Annotated in this window: 14 protein-coding genes; 5 read left to right on the top strand and 9 right to left on the bottom strand. The window is 65.3% G+C overall.

Features of this window, described 5'->3' with window-relative positions; translation table 11 throughout:
• Nucleotides 1-79: 79 nt before the first annotated feature.
• The 9 genes from ACPDIT_RS11365 to ACPDIT_RS11325 form a co-directional block, all read right to left on the bottom strand.
• Nucleotides 80-5,488 (bottom strand): lamin tail domain-containing protein, encoded by a 5,409-nt coding sequence (locus ACPDIT_RS11365; protein WP_423443569.1) that lies wholly within the window; start codon nt 5,486-5,488, stop codon nt 80-82.
• Between the two features lie 63 nt (nt 5,489-5,551).
• On the bottom strand, nt 5,552-6,451 hold the full coding sequence (gene argF, locus ACPDIT_RS11360) for an ornithine carbamoyltransferase (RefSeq protein ID WP_423443568.1): 900 nt from the start codon (nt 6,449-6,451) through the stop codon (nt 5,552-5,554).
• A 124-nt stretch (nt 6,452-6,575) separates the two neighbouring features.
• Entirely contained in the window at nt 6,576-7,622 is a 1,047-nt protein-coding gene (locus tag ACPDIT_RS11355) for a dipeptide epimerase (RefSeq protein ID WP_423443566.1), read from the bottom strand.
• Nucleotides 7,623-7,756: 134 nt separating this feature from the next.
• Nucleotides 7,757-8,377, bottom strand: a complete 621-nt coding sequence (gene pncA, locus ACPDIT_RS11350; protein WP_423443564.1) for a bifunctional nicotinamidase/pyrazinamidase — start codon at nt 8,375-8,377, stop codon at nt 7,757-7,759.
• 790 nt (nt 8,378-9,167) lie between these two features.
• On the bottom strand, nt 9,168-10,637 hold the full coding sequence (locus ACPDIT_RS11345) for a nicotinate phosphoribosyltransferase (RefSeq protein ID WP_423443562.1): 1,470 nt from the start codon (nt 10,635-10,637) through the stop codon (nt 9,168-9,170).
• A 336-nt stretch (nt 10,638-10,973) separates the two neighbouring features.
• A complete protein-coding gene (locus tag ACPDIT_RS11340) occupies nt 10,974-11,714 on the bottom strand; it encodes a class I SAM-dependent methyltransferase (RefSeq protein WP_423443560.1) in 741 nt (246 codons plus the stop codon).
• Entirely contained in the window at nt 11,711-12,655 is a 945-nt protein-coding gene (locus ACPDIT_RS11335; protein WP_423443558.1) for an aspartate carbamoyltransferase catalytic subunit, read from the bottom strand. Before ACPDIT_RS11335 ends, ACPDIT_RS11340 begins: the two co-directional genes overlap by 4 nt.
• On the bottom strand, nt 12,652-13,185 hold the full coding sequence (gene pyrR, locus ACPDIT_RS11330) for a bifunctional pyr operon transcriptional regulator/uracil phosphoribosyltransferase PyrR (RefSeq protein ID WP_423443557.1): 534 nt from the start codon (nt 13,183-13,185) through the stop codon (nt 12,652-12,654). The genes ACPDIT_RS11335 and pyrR overlap by 4 nt, the downstream gene beginning before the upstream one ends.
• A gap of 143 nt (nt 13,186-13,328) precedes the next feature.
• Nucleotides 13,329-13,649 (bottom strand): hypothetical protein, encoded by a 321-nt coding sequence (locus tag ACPDIT_RS11325; RefSeq protein ID WP_423443556.1) that lies wholly within the window; start codon nt 13,647-13,649, stop codon nt 13,329-13,331.
• 1,641 nt (nt 13,650-15,290) lie between these two features.
• Here ACPDIT_RS11325 and ACPDIT_RS11320 point away from each other — a divergent pair.
• From ACPDIT_RS11320 to ACPDIT_RS11300, 5 genes are all read left to right on the top strand, one after another.
• Nucleotides 15,291-15,545: a hypothetical protein gene (locus ACPDIT_RS11320; protein WP_423443554.1), complete on the top strand. Its 255-nt coding sequence runs from the start codon at nt 15,291-15,293 to the stop codon at nt 15,543-15,545.
• 1,061 nt (nt 15,546-16,606) lie between these two features.
• Complete coding sequence (locus ACPDIT_RS11315; protein WP_423443552.1) at nt 16,607-17,440, top strand: hypothetical protein; 834 nt, start codon at nt 16,607-16,609, stop codon at nt 17,438-17,440.
• Nucleotides 17,441-17,820: 380 nt separating this feature from the next.
• Nucleotides 17,821-18,369 (top strand): hypothetical protein, encoded by a 549-nt coding sequence (locus tag ACPDIT_RS11310; protein ID WP_423443550.1) that lies wholly within the window; start codon nt 17,821-17,823, stop codon nt 18,367-18,369.
• A 142-nt stretch (nt 18,370-18,511) separates the two neighbouring features.
• Entirely contained in the window at nt 18,512-21,415 is a 2,904-nt protein-coding gene (locus ACPDIT_RS11305; protein ID WP_423443548.1) for a glycosyltransferase family 2 protein, read from the top strand.
• Nucleotides 21,416-21,931: 516 nt separating this feature from the next.
• Nucleotides 21,932-22,576, top strand: coding sequence for a phosphoribosylanthranilate isomerase (locus ACPDIT_RS11300; protein WP_423443546.1), 645 nt, complete (start codon nt 21,932-21,934; stop codon nt 22,574-22,576).
• Nucleotides 22,577-22,609 lie beyond the last annotated feature (33 nt).

Below are 22,609 nucleotides of genomic sequence, written 5' to 3'. Positions count from 1 at the left end.
TCGCGCCCCCGAGTCTGTCTCATGCTGTGCCGGATCTTTGCCCGTCGGTGGGAGGCGAAGGTCCTGGTGCGGTTGTTTTTCAAGGTCCGAAGCGCACTCTCAGTCGGTAGTACCGCTGCGACGCCTCGCCGGCCTCGTCTTCAATGCGCAAAGTCTGCCGGTCCGGTTGCGGCCCCAGTACGCGGAGAACCTGCCAGGGACCTTCGATCCGATCCGCCCCCCACAACTCATACACACGGCCGGGCTGGGCTTCGAACTCAAGCAGGATGAAGTCACCCGATCGTCCCAGGCCTTCCAGACGCAGGAGCGATGTCGAATCCCGCGGATGCGTCCCCGCCACATACTCTTGCGCGTTGGTCATGCCATCGCCATCCGGGTCTCCCGCGGCTCCATCCTCGCCAACGGCCCGGCCCGGATCGAGCCCATGCGCCGTTTCCCAGGCATCAGGCAACCCGTCTTCGTCTGCGTCGTTCTGCGCCGCGGAGTAATTCGGAGCCCCGGGCGTCGGAGGAGCCGTTTCCCAATGAGCCGGATCATTCCCGAACGCGTGCCCGACCCGGCGTTGCAATGACAGGCCCGTCCCGGCGGCGCCCGACGGCCAGGGCGGGCCCGGCAGATACTCCACCTCGTCCACCAACACGTAGGGCACGTAACCGATGAACGGGTTGGGCAGGGTCTGGGGTGGATCCGGACGGAGTAGCTGGAGGCGCTCGCCCTCATTGGCGAGTTTGCCGGGCATGGGGCCGACCAGCATCACGGAATCGGCCAGGTTGTAGCGTTGACGAAACATAGCCCGTGCGCCCGGATCGCGCTGGGGATCGAAGCTCACCACCAACAAATAGCCCTGGGGCGCCAGGACCACACCGGTCGGGAACACGTATCCCACCCCCTCCAACCGCCAGGTGTTGGTCGGGTACACGGGATCGTACAAGGGGATCGGCTGATCCGTCAGATTGCGCAGCTCCACATACTCATGCAGCGTGTCGGCGTAACCGAGAGACGGCGGTGGTTCGAACATGATCTCGTGGATTACCACCGGCCCCACCCGGGGTCCCGCGTTGGGCGCTCCCAGGCTGTTGGCCGCCTGAGCCACGAAATGCTCGCGGCCCAGACTGTCCAGGTGCCGACCGAAGCTGATCCCATTGGCCGCGGCGCCAAATCGGAAGCCGTGGGCATGGCCGGTCAGGTGGGTGCCGTCCCCGGAGAAAAGCCAAACCTCGTCGCCCAACGAGCTGAGTTCGAACCCGCTGGCGCCCGCGCCAAACTGCGAGGCATCCACCACCAGGAAGCCGAAGGGCGGGAGGAGACTGCGTGGCGGGAACACGTACTTTCGCGGAACCGACCGGTCATCCGTCAAAAACCAGCCGCCGACGTCCACCGTGGCCGCCGTGGGATTGTAGAGCTCGATGGCATCCACCAGGGGAGGATCGGTGTGGGTCAACACCTCGTGGATTCGCACCGGCGGAATGTCCGGCGGATCGGGATCCGGTCGGCCCGGCGAGCCGCCCGGCGACGCGCTCGGCCGCCAGGCTGCAGCGCTGCTGATCACCGTCCCCTCCGCCCGGGGCACCAGCGAGAACCCTGCACCGTCGCTCGTCCGGTGCCACGCGTCGGAGTAAGTGAACTCCCAAACGGCTTCCCCCAGGGGGCCCTCCAGCCGAATCCGCTCGCCCTCATTCGCCAAGGCCCCGGTGTAAGGGCCTGCCAGGTTGGTGATGCCCGGATACCGCGCCTGAAATGCAGCGCGATTCCGCACCAGCACGAGATACTCACCGGGCGCCAGGACCGGCGGACTGTTGGTGGGATCGAAGACAAAGCCGATACCCGCCGTAAACTGAAAGCCCGCCAAACTCAGGGGACGGGTTCCCTGATTCTTCAGCTCCAGGAACTCGTACTCTTCAGCATCGTAGCTGCCTCCCTCGGCGGGATGATACATGAGCTCGGTTAACAGCAACGGCGGCGTTTCCACGACATACGTGGCGGTCACGGGGCCGGACCAGGGGCTGGAGATCGGAGGGTTGCGCAGCCCGGTGAGGTTGCGATGCTGGGGGTTGTAATTCCGGGCCACCACGCGAACATTCGACGTGATCGTCAGGGAGATCTCCCCCGCTCCGCTCCGGGCGCCAGATGCAATGGCCCCGCCCGGCGCCCGCGGGTCGGAGCCGTCCAGGGTGTAATACGTAACCGTGCCAGGTGGCACGGGGCCCGAGTACAGCCGCACCACAGTTCCCGTGGCCACCGCGCCGGCCGGCCAATCCAGCTGCGGAGGAGCCAGGAAGTTGGTGTCGATGAAATGCACGCGGTCGGCCAGCCAGCGTTTCAAAAACGCGATCTCGCCCGCATAAGTGCCGGGGAACCAGTGCGAGTACCCCGCGGAACTGACGGTGCCGGAGCGCGGAGCGGACCCGGACCATCGCTGGGTCTGCCGGGTGTGCACGGCCGCGATCTGATTGGTCATCTCATCGACCAGCGCAAACAGCGCATTGGTGTGGAGCGGGCCCGGCCGCAGTTCCTGCCACCGATCGATCCATGCCTGCCAGAAATCGGGATCGCGGAACAGGCGCCGATACCAGCCGTTGGGAAAGACATTCGCCGCATTGAAAAAGTCCGTGCCGTAATCACTGCCGCCGCCCAGGCCCACCGAGCCCATCCAGGAGCGCGGATTGAACGCCCGCAGGTCGCCGCCCCCCGAGGTCCCCATGGCCCGGTCGAAATCCCACAACGGTCCCATCTCGAGTTTGCGTTCTCGCTCCTTGAAAAAGTAGGCACTCAACCGCAGGGCATCGACGTTCAGCGCCAACACATTCAGCAGGTGGTGATCGATCCAGGAAGGCACGTCGATCCACGCATGGTAGCCGGTGACGGGATTGGTCCACTCCGCGCTGGTGAGGGCGGCCCCAAAGTTCAGGAGATAGTTCTGGATGTACTGGGCCTGGGCGGAGCGCGCCGGCGTCATCATGTCCGGCCCGGGGGGATCCACATACACGATGCTGGTTTCCAGGTAAGGATCGTAAAACGTGCGTTCATCGGCATCGGCGCGATCGACCTTGAGCAGGTAACCCCCGGTCAATGCCGGAAGGTTCGTCACCCCCGCCTCCAGCCGGGCGATGTTGACCCGCTGATCGTTGCGCTTGATCTTTTCCAGCACGGTGTAGAGGCCGTGGTAGTCGCCTCCGGCGGGGGCATTGAACTGCACCTGACCGCCCGTGGTGTTCACGAACACCTCGGCAAAGCGCGTCCGCGGCGAGTATCGGCCGATGGCCCGACTCCACGCGTGAGCCAGCGGATTGTGCAGAAAGGAGGGGTCGAAGAGGTTTTGGCCGTACAACACCCAGTCCGATTCCGCCGGCATCTCCAGAAGCTCCACATCGCGGTCGTCGTTGAACTCGTCCCAGGTTTCCACTGCGTAACTTTTCTGAGGCAGGCCTGCAGTGCTGCTGCCGCGGACATTGACCCCGGCCCGCGTCACCAAGGCGGGCGGGTTGGTCAGGGAGGCAATCCCGCCGATGGGATGGAACACCATGAGAATGCTTTCCCGGTCCAGTCGGGGCTGGGTGCTGGGGAAGGCCCCGCCGCCCAGGTTATGAATGAGCAGAATGGGCAGGGGGGAGGTAAACGCTGCCGCCGCCGCACCGAGCCGCACATACAGGAAACTCGCGGGCGGTCCGGGAAAGAATCCGGGCTGTTTGGGAAAGGCGCGGGCGCGCACGATCACCGTGTTGGTGATGCTGATGGGCCCGGTGTAGAGGGGGGACGTGGTGGTGGGCACGTTGGTGGGCGCCGGGCTGGAGGCGGGCACGTTGGTGGTGATCAGCAGATAGCGGATTTCCCACGCATTGGGGTCGGGCACGGTCAGGCTCAGGGTGAAGGGATCGAGAAAGGTCCCCGAAACGCGCGAGGCCCGGACCTCGGGGCCGAATCCGGCACCTCGAGTGGCGTTGGGCGCGCCGGGCGTGGGCTGGGTGAAATAGCCCAACAACTGGGGCTCCAGTCGGTCGCGACCGTAGGAAACGTCGGTGTATTGCTGGGGGTAACTTGGACTGAACACGGAGACCGGCTCGCCATTGGGCGTGAACAGCCCCAAATAACCCGGGCTGGCTGAGAGACGAAAATTGGTGTGCAGACGGCCCTGCACATTGGTGTCGCGTCCCGAGGCCAGGACGAGCATGTAGCTGCGCGGCCCGACCAGCGTGCCGGCGGGGAAGCGCCACTTGGCCGGCTGCGCGGCGTTGTCGGTCAGGGACCATCCGCCCAGATCCAACCACGAGTCGCCGGCGTTGAAGAGTTCGATCCAGTCCGGGCTGTTGCCGAGTTCGTCGCGCACCGCATCGGGCAACCGGCCGCTGTTGGAGGCGAGGAACTCGTTGATCCAGACGCTGCGGACCGCGGCGGAAGGATCGATCGTGTAGGACCACCCGCGAGCGTCCAGCGGCCAACCCACCGGATCGGTGATCCCATGGCCCGTGGACCATTCCACTGCCACGGGCCCGGGAGGCGGCGGCGGAAACTCGAACACGTACTGGTCCGGGCCGACGAGCACGAGGTTCGTGGCCGGAACGCCGTTGACCCGCAGGTCCGCCGCATCCACTCCGGTCACCGGTTCGGAAAACCCCACTTCGATGCGACGGAGCTCTTGCAGTCGGCTGTCGGGGGGCGGCCAGATCAGGGTGAGCAACGGCGGGCTATCGTCGAATTCGGCCTCCAAATCCACGTGGATGACAAAGTCCGAGGAGTTCCCGAGGCTGGAATTGAACGCTTGCACGGCCAGGACGTTCGTCCCGGGGCGCAACAGCACGTTCGGAGGTCCCAGTTCGTAACTCTCACCGATCAACGGCTCCGGCAACGCCGGCAACGAGGTGCCGTTGTAGGGCACAAAGCCGTCGGGCATGTTGAACCGGGCCACCTCGACCCCGTTGAGCCAGGCGATGAACCCGTCGTCGCTCAATGCGTACAGGCGGAGCCCCACCACCGCCGAGGGATTTGCCACAACGAAACTTCGTCGGAGGAAGATGCAGGTGTAGTTGTACCGCATGGTGGTTAACTCCGTGCCCGGGTCCGGTTGGCGGTCCCCATACCAAAAGGGCATGGGCGCTTCGGGCCATGCGGAGTCGTTGAACTCGGGCAGACGCCAGGCGGCGGGATCGGGTCGTGACGCTTCGTTGGTGCCGGGAAGCCAGCGCCAGACGCTGGCCGGGGGGATGAGCGGAACGGTTTGGGCCGTGAGCGTGATCAGGCTCAGGGCCCACAACAGGTACACCATCCGGGTCACGGCACGCCGGACCGATCCGGCAAGGCAGCCGCGCAAGGTGGGGGTTTTCGAACCCATGCCATCGACCCACGAGCCGGGCTCGATCCACCGCGAACCGAATATGCGCTTCCCCGGCATCCCTGCTTCCGCACGCCAGCCTTTGGAGATCGGGTTGGGACTGCCCATGGCAAACTCAATCTCCAAGACCTCGCGGTCGATGGCAAGGACACCCCACGGCATCCGGACCAGCAAGCGGCCGGTCCCGCACCTCGATTCGCAGGACAGGCAGCCCACGCGCGCGGACTAGCGCACCACCCAGGCCAGGATGGCCTTTTGCACGTGGAGACGGTTCTCCGCTTGATCGAAAATGGTCTGCGCGTGGGCCTCGAAGGTGCCGGCGTCGATTTCCTTGCCCCGGTAAGCCGGCAGGCAGTGCATCACGAGGGCACCGGGTTTGGCCCTGGCCACCAGGGCGTCGTTGATCTGGTAACCGGCCAACTGTCGCAATCGCTCGGCGGCCTCGGCCTCTTTGCCCATGGAAACCCACACGTCGGTGTACAACACGTCCGCGCCGGTGGCCGCTGCCCGGGGGTCCTCGACGCATCGGACCCGCCCGCCGGCCCGTTGCAGCAGTGCCGGGGTGGGTTGAAACGCGGGCGGCGCGGCCACTCGCAGTTCAAAACCCAATCGGCCCGCGGCGAAAATCCACGAGTTGGCCACGTTGCACTGCCCGTCGCCCACGAAGGTGATCACTTTCTGCGACCATGGGCCGGGCTGTTTCTCCTGAATCGTAAAGAGGTCCGCCAGAATCTGGCAGGGATGTTCCTCGTCGGTCAGCGCGTTGATGGTGGGGATGCCGGCGTAGCGGGCGAATTCCTCGACATCCGCCTGGGCAAAGGTCCGAAACACGGTCCCGTGCACCATGCGGCCCAGGACGCGCGCCGTGTCGCAAATCGGCTCGCCCCGCCCCAACTGAATGTCGCTGGCATTGAGGAAAATGACCTGCCCGCCCAGTTCCCGAATGCCCACCTCGAACGACACGCGCGTGCGCGTGGAGGATTTGGAGAAGATCATCGCCCACGTCTGGCCCCGCAGTGGTTCTGCAGCGTGGCGGCCCCGCTCGCGCTTCATGACCTTCGCCTCGGCCAGCAACTGCTCAATGTCCGAAGCGTTCAGCGATTCAATGCTCAACAGGTGTTTCACGGTTTTGTTCGGATCCGATGCTATCCATCGGACGTTTCCTCCACAACTCAAGCGCGGGGCCGCGTTGATTTCCCAATCGCGTGTCTTCCGCCCCCGGACGCCGCCACGTCTTCACTGCGCCGGCTCAGGCGGATTCGGGCGGCCATGCCACCCCGGGACGCAACGCCACCCGCAAGCCCCATGGCTCCGGGGCATGGGCAAAGGTGAGGTGCCCCTGTTCGTTGCCCACCCCGAGAAACGGGTCGTTGCCGATCAAGACATTGCCGTCCAGATCCAAAAAGTCGCACAGAGCCGCCAGATGCGCGGCGGCGCTGATGCCCACGCTGCTCTCGATCATGCAGCCGAGCATGGTCCGCAACCCGCACGAACGCGCCCGCTCCAGCGCGGCCCGCGCGCCCGTCAGACCGCCCGTTTTGACCAGCTTCACATTCACCCCGTGAAACCCTTCGGCACAGCGCGGCACATCCGCCTCTGTGCGACAGGACTCATCCGCGATCAGGGGCAACGGAGACCGCTCTTTCAACCAGATCCAGTCCTCGAGCGGCCGATCGGCCGGCATCGGCTGTTCCACGAACTCGATCGCAGGATCCTGCGCCAACCATTCCAACCGACGCAGCGCCTCCTCCCGGGTCGGCCAGCCCTCGTTGGCGTCCACCCGCAATCGCACGGCCGGAGCCGCTGCGCGCACCGCACGCAGGATCTCCGCGTCGCGCGGCGTACCCAGTTTGATCTTCAGGACGGGGTATCCGGTGGCTGCCCGCACCTTTGCCTGCACCATTTCCGGCGTGTCCAGACCGATGGTAAAGGAACTCACGTGCCGACCCTCCTCGAAGCCCAGGCCCAGAAAGTCATGCAAAGGCTGGCAGGCCCTGCGGGCCGCTCCGTCCCACAACGCAACGTCGAGGGCACAGCGCGCGGCAGCCGGCCCGGGTTCCAAACTCTCCAGATACCGTCGGCTGCCCACCAAATCCTCGAAACGGAGCCGCTGCGGGTCGACGCGGGCGAGGAACCGCTCCACGGCGGCCACATCCTCGCCGTACCGCAGCGAGGGGGCCGCCTCGCCCCAGCCCACGAGCCCGGTCGCATCGCGCAGTTGCACGATCACCACCGGTTGATGGCGGGTGGGCGGTGCACTGGCGATCTGCCAGGCATGCACCAGCTTGAGATTCACGCGATGCCAGCTCAGTTGCACCCGGCCAAAAGAGCGAAGCGCGCATCCGAACGCAATGCTGTTGTGCGCGCCGGACTTTTGTGCGGCCCACCCGATGCGGCGCAGGAGAAGGCCCGGACAACCGTGCCCCCGCCTCAGGGCCCGACCAGCTCGCTGCTGCGCAAAAGGCGCACACCCGCTCGGGCCATCTCTTCCAGGGCACGGTCCACGTCGCCCGGCTTCAGATTCACGCCGCGACAGGCATCGGTGATCAGATAGGTGGGAAACCCCAGCTGCACCGCGTCCAGCGCCGTGGCCCGCACGCAGTAGTCGGTGGCCAGGCCCGCCACGTAAAGTTCCCGGACCTGTTGCTGGCGCAGGAAATCCGCCAGGCCCGTGGAACGGCGATGGCCATTGTCGAAAAAGCCGCTGTAACTGTCGATTCGCGGATCCGTCCCTTTGCGCACCACGTGGACGATGCGCCGCGTGTCCAGACCGGGCGCCAGTTCGGCCCCGGGGGTGAATTGCACACAGTGCACCGGCCAGAGCACCTGGGGCAGTCCGTCCAGCTCGATCACCTCACCGACGCGCCGACCGGGATGATTGGCTGCAAAACTCAGGTGATCGGGCGGATGCCAATCCTGCGTGGCGACGATCAAATCGAATTGAGGCTGTATCCGGTTGATCACCGGCAAAACCGCATCGCCCTCCGGAACCGGCAGGGCGCCCCCGGGCAGGAAGTCGTTTTGCAGATCCACCAACAACAGGCAGCGCATACGCGCTCAACTTGAGCCCGTTTGCGGCCGGCCGCAACCCGGACTGCGCCCCGCCGTGAAAAAAGGCCCGGGTGGGACACACAAGTCGGGGCATGCCCGCCACGGCGGCGGAACGACCACCTGGGGGTCGGCTTGACCCCGGCCAATCATTCCAAGGCCCGAAGCGGGCCCTCGGGGGTGCAACCCCTCGGTCCCCGGCCTCGAAAAACCGGGCTGACCAATGGATCTGCCTTCGATGTGTGGATTCGCCTCGCGCGATCGACGCGAGGCGCATCACAATCTTGGCCACCTTTGGAAACGCACCGGAGGGCGGGGCGATGCCTGCTTCCTCCCCAGCAAGTGGCAATCCTCGAAACCAACGCCATCCAAATCTGATTCCCGCTGACCGCGCCAGATCCGGATATGTTTTGCACCTTCCGCGTGTCGCATGTCCGCCCCAACGGGGCGGGGATTCTTCAGCCCAAAGCAACGCCCTAGGCCGCCGGAACGTCCAGTGCAATCGGGCCCTGAAGGAGCGGAACTCGGTCTGAACACCTGCCCGCCCCTCGTGAGGGGAACATGAAGTTGCGCCCTTTCACGGCACGGCGGATTTCGCGGGCCGAGTCCCCGGGGCGTTACGCCGGGCTGACGAATAGAGGCGCCTTCGGCCCGCACCGCATCGAGCCGCCCCACGTGACGCGGATTCAGCAAGCCATGGAACGCACCATGGGCAACTTTCACACCGACAAAACCATCAAACACGAGCCAGTCCCACCCCGAACCAACTCTACCGCGCCGGGCATGGTCTCCCTCACCCGGTCAGGCCGCGGGCGGCCAGAATCAACTGAAGCTTTCGCTCGTGCAGGCCCAGCTCCAGTCCCGCAGGATAGGAGTACGGCTCGGTCAGCCGGAGCACACCGCGATCCAGCCGCCGCAACTGGTCCTGCGCCCGCAGCCGGATGGCCTCCAACTCCGGCAGCTCCATGACGCGCCGCCCGCGGCGGAACACCGGCACCAGGAGATCCGTCCCCGGCAACCCGTCAGGGATGCGCTTCCGCCGCGTCGCATCCGCTGGATCCACGATCGTCCAATGCTCGGGCTCCGGCTGATCCAGGTCGTAGATGGCGTCGGCCACGAACTGTTCGCCCTGCTGGAACCGGCGGACCTGCAACCGGCCGGGGGTCGTGGTTTTGGCGGCGGACTCGGACACCTTGATGCGCGGCTGCCATGAACCATCGGCCTTGCGCACCGCCGCCAGTTTGTACACCCCGCCCAGGGCCGGCTGTTCCCAGCCGGTGACCAGTCGGGTGCCCACTCCCCAGGCATCGATGCACGCCCCCTCGTGCCGGAGTCGGGCAATTTGGTATTCGTCCAGGTCATTGCTCGCGATGATGCGGGTCTGCGAGAATCCCGCTTCATCCAGCAGCCGGCGCGCCTGACGGCTCAGCCAGGTCAAATCGCCGGAGTCCAAACGAATGCCCAACAACTCGAAACCGCGTTCCCGCAGTCGTCGCCCCACCTCGATGGCATGCTGAACGCCGGTCAGCGTGTCGTAGGTGTCCACGAGGAGAACGCAGTTATGCGGCATGGCCTCGGCGTAGGCGAGGAACGCGTCCAACTCCGACTCGAAGGCCATGACCCAGCTGTGCGCATGCGTGCCGCGCACGGGCAACCCCCAGTGCCGACCGGCGTACACGTTGGAAGTCCCAGCACAGCCGCCCACATACGCGGCCCGCGCCGCCGCCAGCGCCCCCTCTCCGCCCTGCGCCCGACGCAAACCAAACTCGAACACCGGTGTCCCCTCGGCCGCCAGGCATACTCGAGCGGCCTTGGTGGCAATCAAGGTTTGGAAATTGATCCAGTAAAGCAGGGCGGTTTCGATCAACTGCGCCTGCAGAATCGGTCCCTGCACCCGCACCAACGGCTCGTGGGGAAACACCACCGTGCCCTCGGGGATGGCATCCACGTCGCATTCAAATCGCAGATTGCGGAGGAACTCGAGAAAGGCCGGATCGAACAGCGCCCGACCATCCGGGCCGGCCAGACTTGCAAGCCAGGCCAGGTCCTCCTCCTGAAACCGCCAGGCTTCCAGGTATCGCACCGCGTCCTCCAGCCCACAGGCCAGCGCAAATCCACCTCCGAACGGGTTCTCGCGGAAAAAGAGGTGGAACACCGCCTCGAGCGAGGCCCGGCCCGACTTCCAAAACCCCTGGGCCATCGTCAACTGATACAAGTCCGTCAGCAAGGGACAGCCCGTCGCCGCCACACCGGTCGATTTCATGGCCATCAAACTCCCCTCGGCCGGGCACCTCTGACAAGCCCGGTTCGCGGTCCGCCGATGCCTGTGGGACGTGCGGTGCTTTGCGACCGCGACCCACGGCCCGTGATTCGTGCGTCGGTGGCGAGGATTCGTGCCCGGCGCAAAAAACGAAGCCCGTCTGTTGGCCCGCAAAGTCCCGGAAGCACGAAAGGGCTCGACGGGCGAGCTCGTTGCTTGCCGCACCCGCTCGGGCAGGAATCACGCGTCGGGAACCCTGGGGGCCCGAACTGCGCAACGCCGGGCGCCGGTGGAACCCACGGCGGGACCCGCAACCTGCCGGAGCGCCACGGCGGGCTTTCAACTCCGAGGCCGAGCGTGTGCGTTCTCTCCGGCCCTCTCGTAAAGCACCACGCGGGCCGGCGGGATATTGCGCCAGACGACCACGGACTGTCGGAGATGAAAGCCTTCCCAATGCAACGCGGGCTCGTGGCGAAGCCGGTATCGAAACTGGATCCAGCGCCCGCCCGGCGGGAGCAGCGCGCGGATGCCCTGCACCACCCGGGCCCGATCTTCCGGCGTAAACGCGCGGAGGGGGAGACTGGACACGACGGCCGCCACGGGAGCGTTGGGCCCGAGGGCTCCATGGATCAGCTCGGTCAACTTTCGCGCGTCGCCCTGCAACAGCCGTACTTCCGGAAACCTCCGACGCAACACTTCCACCAGCCGGGGCACCGTCTCGATCGCCACCAGCTGCTGCGGCGGGACGCCGCGGGCCAGCAACGCTTCGGTGACCGCGCCCGTGCCGGCACCCAACTCGATCACCCAGCCTTTCGGGGGAATCTCCACCCAGCGCGCCATGGCCCGGGCCAGCCACCCGGAACTGGGGGCCACCGCGCCGATGCGGCGGGGATTCGACACGTAATGCCACAGGATCAACGGGGTGTCCGAAATTTTGCGCAGCAGCCCCCGCAACACCCGCCCGGGACGCTCGCCCTCGTCAGGAGCCGGTGCCGGACCGGCCGGGCGCAGGACCGGGGTCGGCCGGCCCTGCCAGGAATTGCCGGAAGATTCCGGGGGAATCGATCGGGACCGGTTCATGCAGCCGCGACTTCCTGGGGCCCACGACCGCCGTTGACCAGAAAAAGCACGGCCATGCGCACCGCCAGGCCGTTGGTCACCTGCTCCAGGATCACCGAACGCTCGCCATCGGCGGTTTCACTGTCAATCTCCACGCCCCGGTTGATCGGCCCGGGGTGCATGATCAACACATCCGGTTTGGTGTGGGCCATCCGGGCCGGAGTCAGCCCGAACAACTGGGTGTACTCGTGGATCCCGGGAAACATGGTCCGCCGTTGCCGTTCGTGCTGGATGCGCAACAGATTGATCACATCGGCGTCTCGAATCGCCTCCTCGAGGTTGTGGGTGATCCGGCAGCCGAGTTGCTCGAACTCCCGCGGCACTAGCGTGGTGGGTCCGCACAACGTCACCCGCGCCCCCAGTTTGGTCAGGCCCCAGATGTCCGAGCGGGCCACGCGACTGTACAGGATGTCCCCGATGATGGTGACGTTCAGCCCTTCGATGCGCCCCTTTTTTTCGCGAATGGTGAAAAGGTCCAGCAACGCCTGGGTCGGATGCTCATGCGCACCGTCGCCGGCGTTGATGACATGCGCCTGCAACACCCGCGCCAGAAAATGGGGCGCGCCCGCCGCCGTGTGCCGAATCACGATGAAATCGACGTTGAGGGCCTCCAGATTGCGGGCGGTGTCCTTGAGGGTCTCGCCCTTGCGCAACGAGGAAGCCTCCGCGGTGAAGTTGATGATGTCGGCCGAAAGACGCTGTTCTGAAATCTCGAAGCTCGTCCGGGTGCGGGTAGAAGGTTCCACGAACAGATTGATCACCGTCTTGCCGCGCAGGGCGGGCACTTTCTTGATCGTGCGTTCGCCCACGGCCTTGAAGGCGCGCGCCGTGTCCAGCACGGTGAGGATTTCCTCGGCCGTCAGCGATTCGATGTCCAGCAGGTGGCGGCGCGTCCAACTCATGGCCGTTCCAAATAGACGGCGTCCTCGTTTCCCGTCTCGGACAGAACCACCTCGATCCGCTCGTTCAAGGCCGTGGGCACGTTTTTGCCCACGAAGTCCGCCTTGATGGGCAACTCCCGGTGGCCGCGGTCGATCAGGGTGGCCAGTTGAATGCGGCGGGGTCGGCCGAAATCGTTGAGGGCATCCATGGCCGCTCGAATCGTGCGCCCGCTGAACAACACATCGTCCACCAGCACCACCGTCCGGTCCGTCACATCGAAGGGAATCAGGGTGGGTTGCATGTCCGGCGCCATGCGCTGGTCCAGATCGTCGCGGTGCATGGTCACATCCAGGGCGCCCACGGGGACCGGATGTTTCCAAAGCTGTTCCAACAAGCGGGCCAGTCGGTGGGCCAGTTGCACCCCTCCGCGCTGAATGCCCACCAATGCGACCCGACCGGAGTCCTCATTCGCCTCGGCGATTTCGTGGGCCATCCGCGCCAGCGTCCGCTGCAACACCGGCCCGCTCAGGATCAAGATCCGCTCCGCCATCGCCGTTCCCTCCACGCAGTTCAAGAACCCCGCACCGCCGGGCCGGGACCACCAGTCCCCCACCCCTCACGGTCCGGCGGCTTGCCCGCCGCCGCTGGCCGCACCGGTTGCAGGCCGGTCTGACGGGTGGTCATGGCCGCCACTTACGGAGACGGCTGCGCCTCGGACTCCGACGCCCCCGGGCCTGGAGATCCCTGGGAGCCGGGCGCCCCGGCCGGGGACTCGGCGCCCGCCCCCTGCCCCTGGGCCGCACGGGCCAACGATTGGCGATACGCCCGCCACTTTGACCGGTGCTTCAGGATCCAATCGGTCAGGGCCCGTTCGAACCCGATGTCGTAGCCGGCCTTCTCCGATTCGATCCACTTGTGCTTGAGAATCTCCTCCCGCTCAGCCTGGAATTCGCGGTAAAGCGACGAATTCCTGAGCAAATGCTCCCCGTCCAACTGTTTGACGTCGTCGGCCATAAAGCGAAGCGAACCACGCGACACAGCACACTAAGCCCTCGCCGCCCCGATGACAAATCAAAAGCCAAAGCGCCCCCGACTCTTGGGGCCATGCAGCCTGGAGGCCGTAGAAGCGACGGGTGGGGCTGAGGCCGAGCACCGAAATCCCCGGCCATCGTGTTGCCACCCAAGGGGTTGTTGGCGCACCGCCCCGGTCCCGGCGCAGATCCACCGTCCAAGGATGGCAACAAATCAGCAGGCGAGGCTGGCGCGGGCGCCACGGCCCGGGCGAAGGCGCTTCAATGCGTCAGCCCGGGCAACACCTCGGGCATTCGACCCCTGAGGTCCACCGCAGCGCCAGAAGGTAAAACCCGTTGACCCACCATCGCGACCGCGCCTGCTGCCCAACCGAATCCAGCCTCTTCGCCGCGGGATCAAGTGGCAGGGATGACGCCGGCAAGTGGCACCGTGGTGCCCCGGCTCCGACCAGCTTCAGCGAGGGCGATGATGGGCAAAAGCTCCCAGAGTTCTCAAGGTCTCCATGGACGTCCTGCTTCGGTTCGCTGGCCGGCAAAATCCAAGCATGGCGCGGCCGACTGTGCTCGATGACCGGTGGGACTCCGGGGAACGGTGGCCCTGGCGGAACGGTTTTTGCAGCAACAGAAATGCGGCCTCTGAGTGCTCGCCCGCGGTATGGCCGGCCTGCGGATGTGGCTTTTCTTCTCGGCCTCCGACGCCTCTCACAGGCCGCGGCTGCGACCGATCCCTTCAGCACCGGGTATTGCGGCCACTCAGCCATCATCGGCAAGCGAGCAGACCTTGGAACGCAACCAACCCCGATCGGCGCACGGATGACTGGCCGGATGCCGCGACGGAAACGCCAGGCTTCCATTTCGTGGGTGCACGCATTCACGGGGGCCAAGGCGAAGGTGGCGGACTTGATCACTGCACCAATCAGGAGCAGCGACATGATGTGCTACCGACGCGACCGTCCCAATGCCCACCTGTCGAGTATTGGCACCCAATCGGGCCGATCTCCTCTTGCAGCTCAAACAACTGCTGGCCCAACCGCTGTAGTGCAGCCGCTGGTGGCAATCCCCACCCCAATTCACCCCCAAATCCAAACCGCCTTAAATCCCCCCAACTGACAATTGACGAACACTACCTCATCCAGCCAGTCCACCAAAAAAAAGTACTTGACAAAGCAGAGAGAGAGAGTCGGGCTTGAGAAAAAATGAATCCCTGTATTGCATTGCCTGATGCGCGCCACAGTCCCGGCGAGGGGTGGGCATTTGCGTTTTCTTCGACTCGACTGCGTGGCGACGCCGGGCGCCAGCCACTTCATCGATTGGCGCCGAACGGAGCCCGCGTTCCCCACTACGCTCCAGGTCCGGGAACGACATCGCCCGGCCGCCCGAGCTCACTTCGCGTTGCCGACGGTACACATGACCCGAGGTGTGGGACTCGCTTCTGGATTCCCCGCCCACGCGTCTCGAGGTTCGCCCCCGAGGCACCATGCCCGGACCGGTGCCTGCAAACTCAGCGGGCAGTTGCGGTAGATCCAAGGTTTCTAATGACACCGGCTTTGTCTCCTCCGAAGGCGTCCTCGGGCCGCTGACGGGGAGAGCAACCCTGAACCAAACACGAAACCATGATGCACCCATGAAAACTCGAACCCAAACCCAGAGCTCAGGAAGGCGCGCGGCTGCCCTGGCCGTGCTTGTCCTGTACGGCGTGGCCGTGGCCAGTTATGTGGCGTGGGCCGAATGCAATGGAAAGGTTTGCGGCCACAGTCCCACTGTTTGGGAGAATAGGCAAACCTGCACGCGCTACGTCCGGCACGATCAGGACTGCCGGCACCCCCGCACGTCCCGGATCCCAACGCGCATTGCGATCGAATCGTACGTTACGGCGTGAGGACAGACGTTTACGAAGGCGAGCGAGTCACTGTCCGGTTTGACATTAACTTGGGAATCTGCAGCTTTCAAATCGACCTTGGCTGCCTTTTTTGCACTTATCCGGAGAAACATTCCTCCTATTTCAGCGGTTATGGATACGGCTGCTCAACCCGTTGCTGATCTTCGAGAGTGAAATCTGAAGGCGCAAGGAGGGCACTGGAGCAAGGACTGCCGCCGGTTCCTGCAGGTTTTGGGTCTCGGTGAGGCGGGTCCCCAGTGTTCGCGCGACTGGTCACCAGCAAAGGATTACACTGCAGCCTGCAGCTCAATGATGACAAAGATACTAGGGCTTACGTGGGCGGCACGGGCCCGTGGATTCGAAGCAGCCACTTGTACACCCCAACACCCACGCCAAGTCGCGAGCTTTTTGACCGCTCCAGGAGAGCAGCAGTGGCGTCGTTTCCCGCGACTTGACGCCGCGGACCGAGCCAGTGTTCCCAGCCACGGTGTGTTGTAAATGGACAGGGATGGTGCGCCGTGATGACCCGAGCGGGCTGCGAAGCGCCGGGCCGAGGCTGTCCGCGTTCCATCCCCTGAATCAAGGGAGGTGACCCCATGCTGTACCGATGCCCATGGAACTGCACGCCTGCTGAGTCAAAACGGGGCGGTCCGACCCCGGATGTCGAGCTCCCGCCTTGGAGTGCCGCCAGGGCGAGAGCAGGGCGGCCCGATTCCGCTGGCCGCAAAGCTTCCTTTTTCTTAACAGCCCGGAGACGGGGCTCCAGCTTCCCGGGCGTGATCAGGGCATTGTGGATGATCCTCCTCCTGGGGAGCCCGTGTTGCTTCGCCGCTTCTTCCGGCCCCTTTCTGGTCGTCCGAGGTACCGGGGTGGAATACGGCCCGCGGGCGCCGGTTGTCCCCAACGAAAAGGGCGAGCTGTCGATGGAACCGGAGTTTCATCTGGCATGTGAGGGAGTGTTTCAGGGAGACCGTTACGTGCTTTGGGCACGGACACAAACCGACCCCTCCGTCCCCCGACTAGCTCATCTACCCCCTGGGATCAAACTCGGAACCGTCTCCGTGCAAGACATTTACGGCGATCCAACCAACACCTTTGTGGTCGAGGAGGGGTTGACCATGACCGGAGAGCCCGTCCATACCCAGGTCCTGGCATATGCGGGGCCGTATCCCTCGCGCGTTGCGGACTGGGTCGGACTGGTCTGGCTGATCTGCACCCATCAGACCCGTCCGCTTTCCGAGCTGCCGAAGCTTCTGAGCGTCCATCGGGCCCTCTCCACTCACATCGAACCGGACTTTTCCACCAACACATGGTTCGAATGGGCGCCTGCGCCCAACGCCACGCAGGCCGCCAACATTCGGTGGTATCGCCCCGGGTATCTGATCGACGCCCGGGGCCGGCGCCACGATCAGGGACCCACGTACGCCAAGGGCGTCCTCACCGCGGGCCTGTTCCTGCGAGACCAACAGGGATCCCCCGATGGGGTCATTACGCAGAGATGGGACTTCGAAACCTATATTGAAACGCGGAAAATTGCCCACCGCGACGACGTGGCCGCGCTCACCCGAACCACGTTGCAACTGGTTCTGGAACGCAAGGCGGATCCGTCACTCGAGGCGCGGATCGTCCCGCCCGGGCTCCCCGGAGTCGTTCAGGTCTTGGACTACCGGTACGAGGATATCACCAAGGAGGCCTTCATTTACCAGGTCACCAACCAGTGGCTTCCGCGCGATCATCCCAAGGTGCAATCCCTAGCGCGGGCAATGGCCAGTGCGCAGGGCCAACTGCCGCCGCAGCAATCGCGCACCGCGCTATTGGGCCGGCTCCTGTTGGTGGCCGTGGCGCTGTCTCTGCCGGCGGTCCTGTTGTACCGCCGCATCACCCGACGCACATGAGCAGCGGGGTCTCCCGCATCCAGAACGATTTCGAAGGAGGCGTGCCCACCTTCGCGGACCGGATGCCTTCAGGGTCAGCCGGGCGAACACTTTGCGCCGGAGCTTCGATGGCAGCGGCGCCCGTGTGCGCACCCGAACCCATGATACTTCGGGCCACCAGGGCAACCTCCACCGGGGCATGGAAGCTTAAGGACAACGCGCAGGTCATGAAGAGGCCCCATTGGGGAGATGTCCCGCGGGGAATGAGAGCTCGGCCGACCTGGCCTGCGCCCCGCTGCAGGAAAATGCTGCAAGTCCGGGAGACTCGACACAGAGGCGACCCCTTGTGAAAGGTCGGAGGGCGGGCCGGGCCCGTCCGAGTTTCGAGACAGGTACAAGGCATGAAAGTTCGAGCAGAGCAAAACAGCACTGGACCGGGCGAAACGGAAGCCACAGCCTCCACAGCCGGTCCGAAGTGGGCCCGGGTACACCTGACGCTGGTACGGCTCCTTCTGATCCTCACCAGCACGGCGAAGCTGGTCAGTGTGGCAGGGGAGCAACGGTTCCTGGCCGTGCAAGATCCTGTGTTGTATCTAACCAACCGGGCCGTGTTGCTCATTGCCGCACTGATGGAGCTGGGGGTGGCCGCGTATCTGACCTGGGGGCGGGATATGCGCTTGAAACATGGCTGCGTGGTATGGCTGGCCTCGACGTTCCTGGTCTATCGCCTGGCGTTGTGGGTAACCTCGCCCGGCAGCCGTTGCCTTTGCCTGGGCTGGGTCGGCGACCTCCTGTTGATACCGCCGCACCTGCTGGACTACGCTCTGGTCACGGCGCTGGTGCTCATGCTGGTGGGCAGTGCATGGCGGTTACGGGCCATGCGTTCGGCAGCCGAAGTCCCTTCCGCACCCTCCGGCTCTGTTTCTCACACCGACTCCGGGCAAGGATGACGAAAAACAGGTCCGACGCGCGAAAGCCAGTGCAGGGCTACCCGTGTCAGGGCGCGGGCCCCGGGACGGCTCACCTCCACACGAGCGAAAGGAAACGTCGCACTCAAGAATGATGGCGCATGTCTGGCCTGGTGGGGCGGAGATGAACCCGGGTAGCCATGCCTGCCTGGCCGTAATTGTGCCGTGTTACAACGAGGCGGGCACCATCGAGGAGATTTTGCGACGCATCCTGGCACGACCCGAGGTGGCCGAGGTCGTCGTGGTGGATGACGGCTCCACCGACGATTCCTGGCAGCGCCTCCAGACCTGGTCCGGACGCGATCCCCGCCTGCGCCTGCTGCGGCACCCGCACAACCGCGGCAAGGGCGCCGCCATCCAAACCGCCCTGCCCCACCTCCGGGCCCCCTTCGTCCTCATCCAGGACGCCGACCTGGAGTACGATCCGGCCGACTACCCCCGGCTGTTGCAGCCCCTGCTGGAGGGCCGCGCCGACGCCGTGTACGGCACCCGCTTCGGCCCCGGCGCCCGGGCCCGCACCCCGCTCTGGCATCGCGGGGGCAACTGGCTGCTGACGCGCATTGCCCGCGGGTTGACCGGCCTTCCTTTGACCGACGAGGCCACCGGCTACAAGGTGTTCCGACGCGAGCTGCTCCAGAGCCTGACTCTGCAGGAGCGCGGTTTCGGTTTCTGCCCGGAGGTGACGGCCAAACTGGCCCGCCTGGGGGCCCGGGTGGTGGAGGTGCCCATCCACTACCAGGGCCGCAGCCGGGCGGAGGGCAAAAAGATCCGCTGGCGCGATGGGCTGGAGGCGGTGCGTTGTCTGTGGCGCTACAGTCGTCCGCCCCGGTTGCCAGGATCGTCGCAGACGCCACCATCGCTGCCGCATGCCCCGGCCGAGGAAACCGTCTCTGCGGCAGAACCGAGGCGGCTGCCCGGCTGGGTGTGGGTGTTGCCGGCCCTGGTGTATGGGTGGGGATTGGTCTGGGCGACGGGGCTGGTGCCGGAGTGGGGCCGGTGGTATTCGGCGAGTCCTTACTATCGACAGCAGGTGGCGGCGATGTTGCGCGGGGATCTGGCCTTGAGTCGGGATCCGGCAGATCTCTCTCACGATCTTTGTTGGTCAGAGGGCGGGGTCCATCAGGTCTGGGGCTTGGGCGTGGCGTTGTGGCGGTTGCCGTTCGAACTGCTGGCCCGGGCGTTCGGGCTCCCGCCTTTTCCCGACATGCTGGCCCTGGCGGCGGCGCTGGCTCTAACCGCGTGGGCGGTGTTATCGGCTCTGTGGGAGTTCGTACAGCTTTGGGAACAGAACGCCGGCAGAGTTGTCCCACCCGGGACAGCGCTGCACGAGCCTCATGCCTCGCAGGCACCCAGTCGGGCCGTTGCTGCAGCAAGCGCGAACCGGACGTCGCAAGATCGGACACGAGCCAACCGTTCCGGGTCTGCGTGCCTGTTCCTCGGTGGCATCGCAGCCATCCTTCTCCTTTTCTTCCCGCCGTTCTTGAACCAGTTGACCACCCGTTTCCTGGTCTGGGAAGAAGCCGTAACCTATGAGTATCTCGTGGGGGCCGGGCTCATCGCCGGTCTGATCCGAGTGGCTGTTCGTCCCACCATGAGACGCTATGGCGCGCTCTGCGCTCTCGCGGGCTTCGGCATGTTCGTGCGCCCGACCCTGGTCTTTCACGGAGCGGCGGCTGTCCTGGCAGGGGCCTTTGCGCTCTGGATCGCACCGATGCCAGCGGCGCGGCAGCAGTCGGACGAGAGACCGCCGGGCGGAGGAGCGAAACGGCATTGGTTTCTGCAAGTGCTGGGAGGCCTGAGCATTTTCGTACTCGGCGGGGCCCTGTTGTATTGGACCAACCAGCTGCGATTCGGCCACGGGTTCGAATTCGGGCACAAATTGAATCTGCAGGTGATGATGGGCTCGGTGTACGCCACGCGTTTCGATCACCCCTACAGCTCCGTGCCGGCTTCCGAGGCGGCCGCCGAACTGTTCGGGCTGCTGTTTCGCCACAAGACCTTCAACGGCTGGTCGTGGTATGCGACGAACCTGTTCGCCGGTCAGTCGGCGACCCCCCGGTGGCGGGAAGTCGCCAGTACAACGTACGATTTCGCTTACCTGGTCCTGTTGCTGCTCGGCTGGACCGCTGGTGCGCTGGCCTTTCGCTCCGTTCTGCGCCGATGGAGAAAAGAGGCATCCCCCGGGAAATCCTCATATCCGGCCACAGGGACACCAACCGATCCGTCGAATGCAACGGACACCGAAGTGCCAGGGATACTCCAGGCCCGCAGGGGTGTCGTGCTTTCGCTGCTGATGGTTTTCTCCGTAACAACCTTTGTGGCCCACACCGCCTTTTATTTGAAGAACTGCGTGATCGCCACGCGCTACATGCTGGATTACATGCCGGCGTTCGCAGCCGGGATCCTGGCTGCCTGGCTCGGCTGGGGCACCCTGCATCAGCAGCAGGGCTGGAGGGCCCGTTGGCTGGCGGTATCCGGCGCAGCGGTGCTCCTCTGGTTGGCATGGGACTTTCATTGCTCCGGGCACTCTTACGGTGACCCGCAAGTGCTGACCTGGTCGGAGTGCCAGCACGCCTCCGCGCAGCGCCGCAGTCGCGGGGTGTCGCTGCCTGCCGAGGGGCTTTATCGGTCCTGCAAGGCCCCGGGTCAAACCGGGCTGCCTCTGAACGGGGCCGGCTGGAATCCCCTCGACGGGACGGTGATGCCGTCCGTGATCCTGTTCGTGGATTCACCGCAGTTTCTGGAGCTCGACCTCGCTGAAGTCGCAGGAACGGTTGCTCCGGCCGATCCCCGCCAGATTCGCGCCAAGGTGGGACTTGAGTTCCTGGAACTCGAGGAAGTCCGCCCCATTTCCGAAGGTTGGCGAGTGCGCTTCGCCGGTCCCGGGCAGGCACGTTATCAACGGGGCATTCAGCCGGTCTTCCTCGCCACGGTGCCACGCGAGTATCTGGCATGGGATCGCGACCTGCCGTGGCGTCTGCTGTGCGTGCGGTGGCGCGAACCGGCTCCCTGGTCGTCCGGGCGCTGAGGCCGGAGCGTTCCGAACTCCGGAGGGCGCCATCGGGACGCGTGCCGTTTTGCACAGCAGATCTCCAGACCACGGCAGCCGCGAAGGCGACTCCGGCCCGTCCCGGGCCGAACCGCTTCGCATGGCTGCGATGGAGGTCTCCGACGGAACCCATGCCGGTTACCCAAATGCCGATCCCCCCAAATGGGAAGGCAAGCGGGACCCGGGAGCGAGGAGAAGCATCGCTGCTTTCCGCGGGTCAAGGGCCCGGGGTTCAACGCCTTTCAGCCAGCGGGGGGTGGATTGCCCCTTTTGCCGGGGCCGGCTAAGGGCGTCAACCCGCCCGCCGAATCCCGCATTTTTTTTTCGAGGAGTTCGGGCCGCGTGACAGAGTGCAAGCCCGTTGATGGAATCCGCTGCATTCCGAGGCTGGCCGCAAAGCCGGGGAAACGCATCCGCCTTGCCGCGGAAAATGGCCCACCTCGGACCGGCTCTTGTGCTATGGTGGGTCCGGTCCGAAACGTCATATCGAGAGTCATGAGTGTCCGAGTCAAAATCTGCGGGATCACCACGCCCGAGGACGCACTGGCCGCTGCGGAGGCCGGCGCCGACATGGTGGGGTTGATGTTTTGCCAGGCCAGCCCGCGGTACCTGCCGCTGCCGGCGGCCGCGGCCGTGGCGCGTGTGTTGCCGCCCTACGTCCTGCGGGTTGGTGTGTTCGTGAACCCGGACGAGGGGACCGTCTGGGAAGCGATCGCTGCCTGCGGTCTGGGCATGCTGCAATTCCACGGCGAAGAACCCCCGGCGTTTTGCCGCCAGTTCGGCCTGATGACCGTGAAGGCCTTCCGCATTCGCGATGAGTCGTCGTTGGCCGGTCTCACCGCGTATGACACGGACGCCTGGCTGCTGGACGCGTGGGTCCCGGACAAACACGGGGGGACGGGACACTCGTTCAACTGGGCGTTGGCCCGGCAGGCCCGTGGGTTGGGGCGCCCCATCATTCTGGCCGGCGGTCTGACCCCGGAAAATGTGGGTCAGGCGATCCGGGAGGTGCAACCCTTCGCCGTAGACGTCTCGAGCGGCGTCGAAATCGCGCCGGGGCGGAAGTCGCCGGAACGCATGCGCGCGTTTGTGCAGGCTGTGCGACAGGCCGCCGCGGAGTTGGCCACCGGTCCATCCTGAGCCCAATCTCCCTCCGCACGAGCGCCCGTCCGC

It is taken from the genome of Limisphaera sp. VF-2, assembly GCF_049537125.1.
Lineage (GTDB): Bacteria > Verrucomicrobiota > Verrucomicrobiia > Limisphaerales > Limisphaeraceae > Limisphaera.
The sequence above is the reverse complement of the archived record's forward strand: the minus strand, read 5'-3'. Positions and strand labels throughout refer to the sequence as shown.

Excerpts from the sequence above, each read along its gene's own strand:
- ACPDIT_RS11340 (WP_423443560.1), bottom strand. The coding sequence starts at position 11,714 with ATGAACCGGTCCCGATCGATTCCCCCGGAATCTTCCGGCAATTCCTGG.
- ACPDIT_RS11310 (WP_423443550.1), top strand. The coding sequence starts at position 17,821 with ATGAAAGTTCGAGCAGAGCAAAACAGCACTGGACCGGGCGAAACGGAA.
- ACPDIT_RS11365 (WP_423443569.1), bottom strand. The coding sequence starts at position 5,488 with ATGCCGTGGGGTGTCCTTGCCATCGACCGCGAGGTCTTGGAGATTGAG.
- pncA (WP_423443564.1), bottom strand. The coding sequence starts at position 8,377 with ATGCGCTGCCTGTTGTTGGTGGATCTGCAAAACGACTTCCTGCCCGGG.
- ACPDIT_RS11305 (WP_423443548.1), top strand. The coding sequence starts at position 18,512 with ATGAACCCGGGTAGCCATGCCTGCCTGGCCGTAATTGTGCCGTGTTAC.
- ACPDIT_RS11335 (WP_423443558.1), bottom strand. The coding sequence starts at position 12,655 with ATGAGTTGGACGCGCCGCCACCTGCTGGACATCGAATCGCTGACGGCC.
- ACPDIT_RS11345 (WP_423443562.1), bottom strand. The coding sequence starts at position 10,637 with ATGAAATCGACCGGTGTGGCGGCGACGGGCTGTCCCTTGCTGACGGAC.
- ACPDIT_RS11325 (WP_423443556.1), bottom strand. The coding sequence starts at position 13,649 with ATGGCCGACGACGTCAAACAGTTGGACGGGGAGCATTTGCTCAGGAAT.
- pyrR (WP_423443557.1), bottom strand. The coding sequence starts at position 13,185 with ATGGCGGAGCGGATCTTGATCCTGAGCGGGCCGGTGTTGCAGCGGACG.
- ACPDIT_RS11320 (WP_423443554.1), top strand. The coding sequence starts at position 15,291 with ATGAAAACTCGAACCCAAACCCAGAGCTCAGGAAGGCGCGCGGCTGCC.
- ACPDIT_RS11300 (WP_423443546.1), top strand. The coding sequence starts at position 21,932 with ATGAGTGTCCGAGTCAAAATCTGCGGGATCACCACGCCCGAGGACGCA.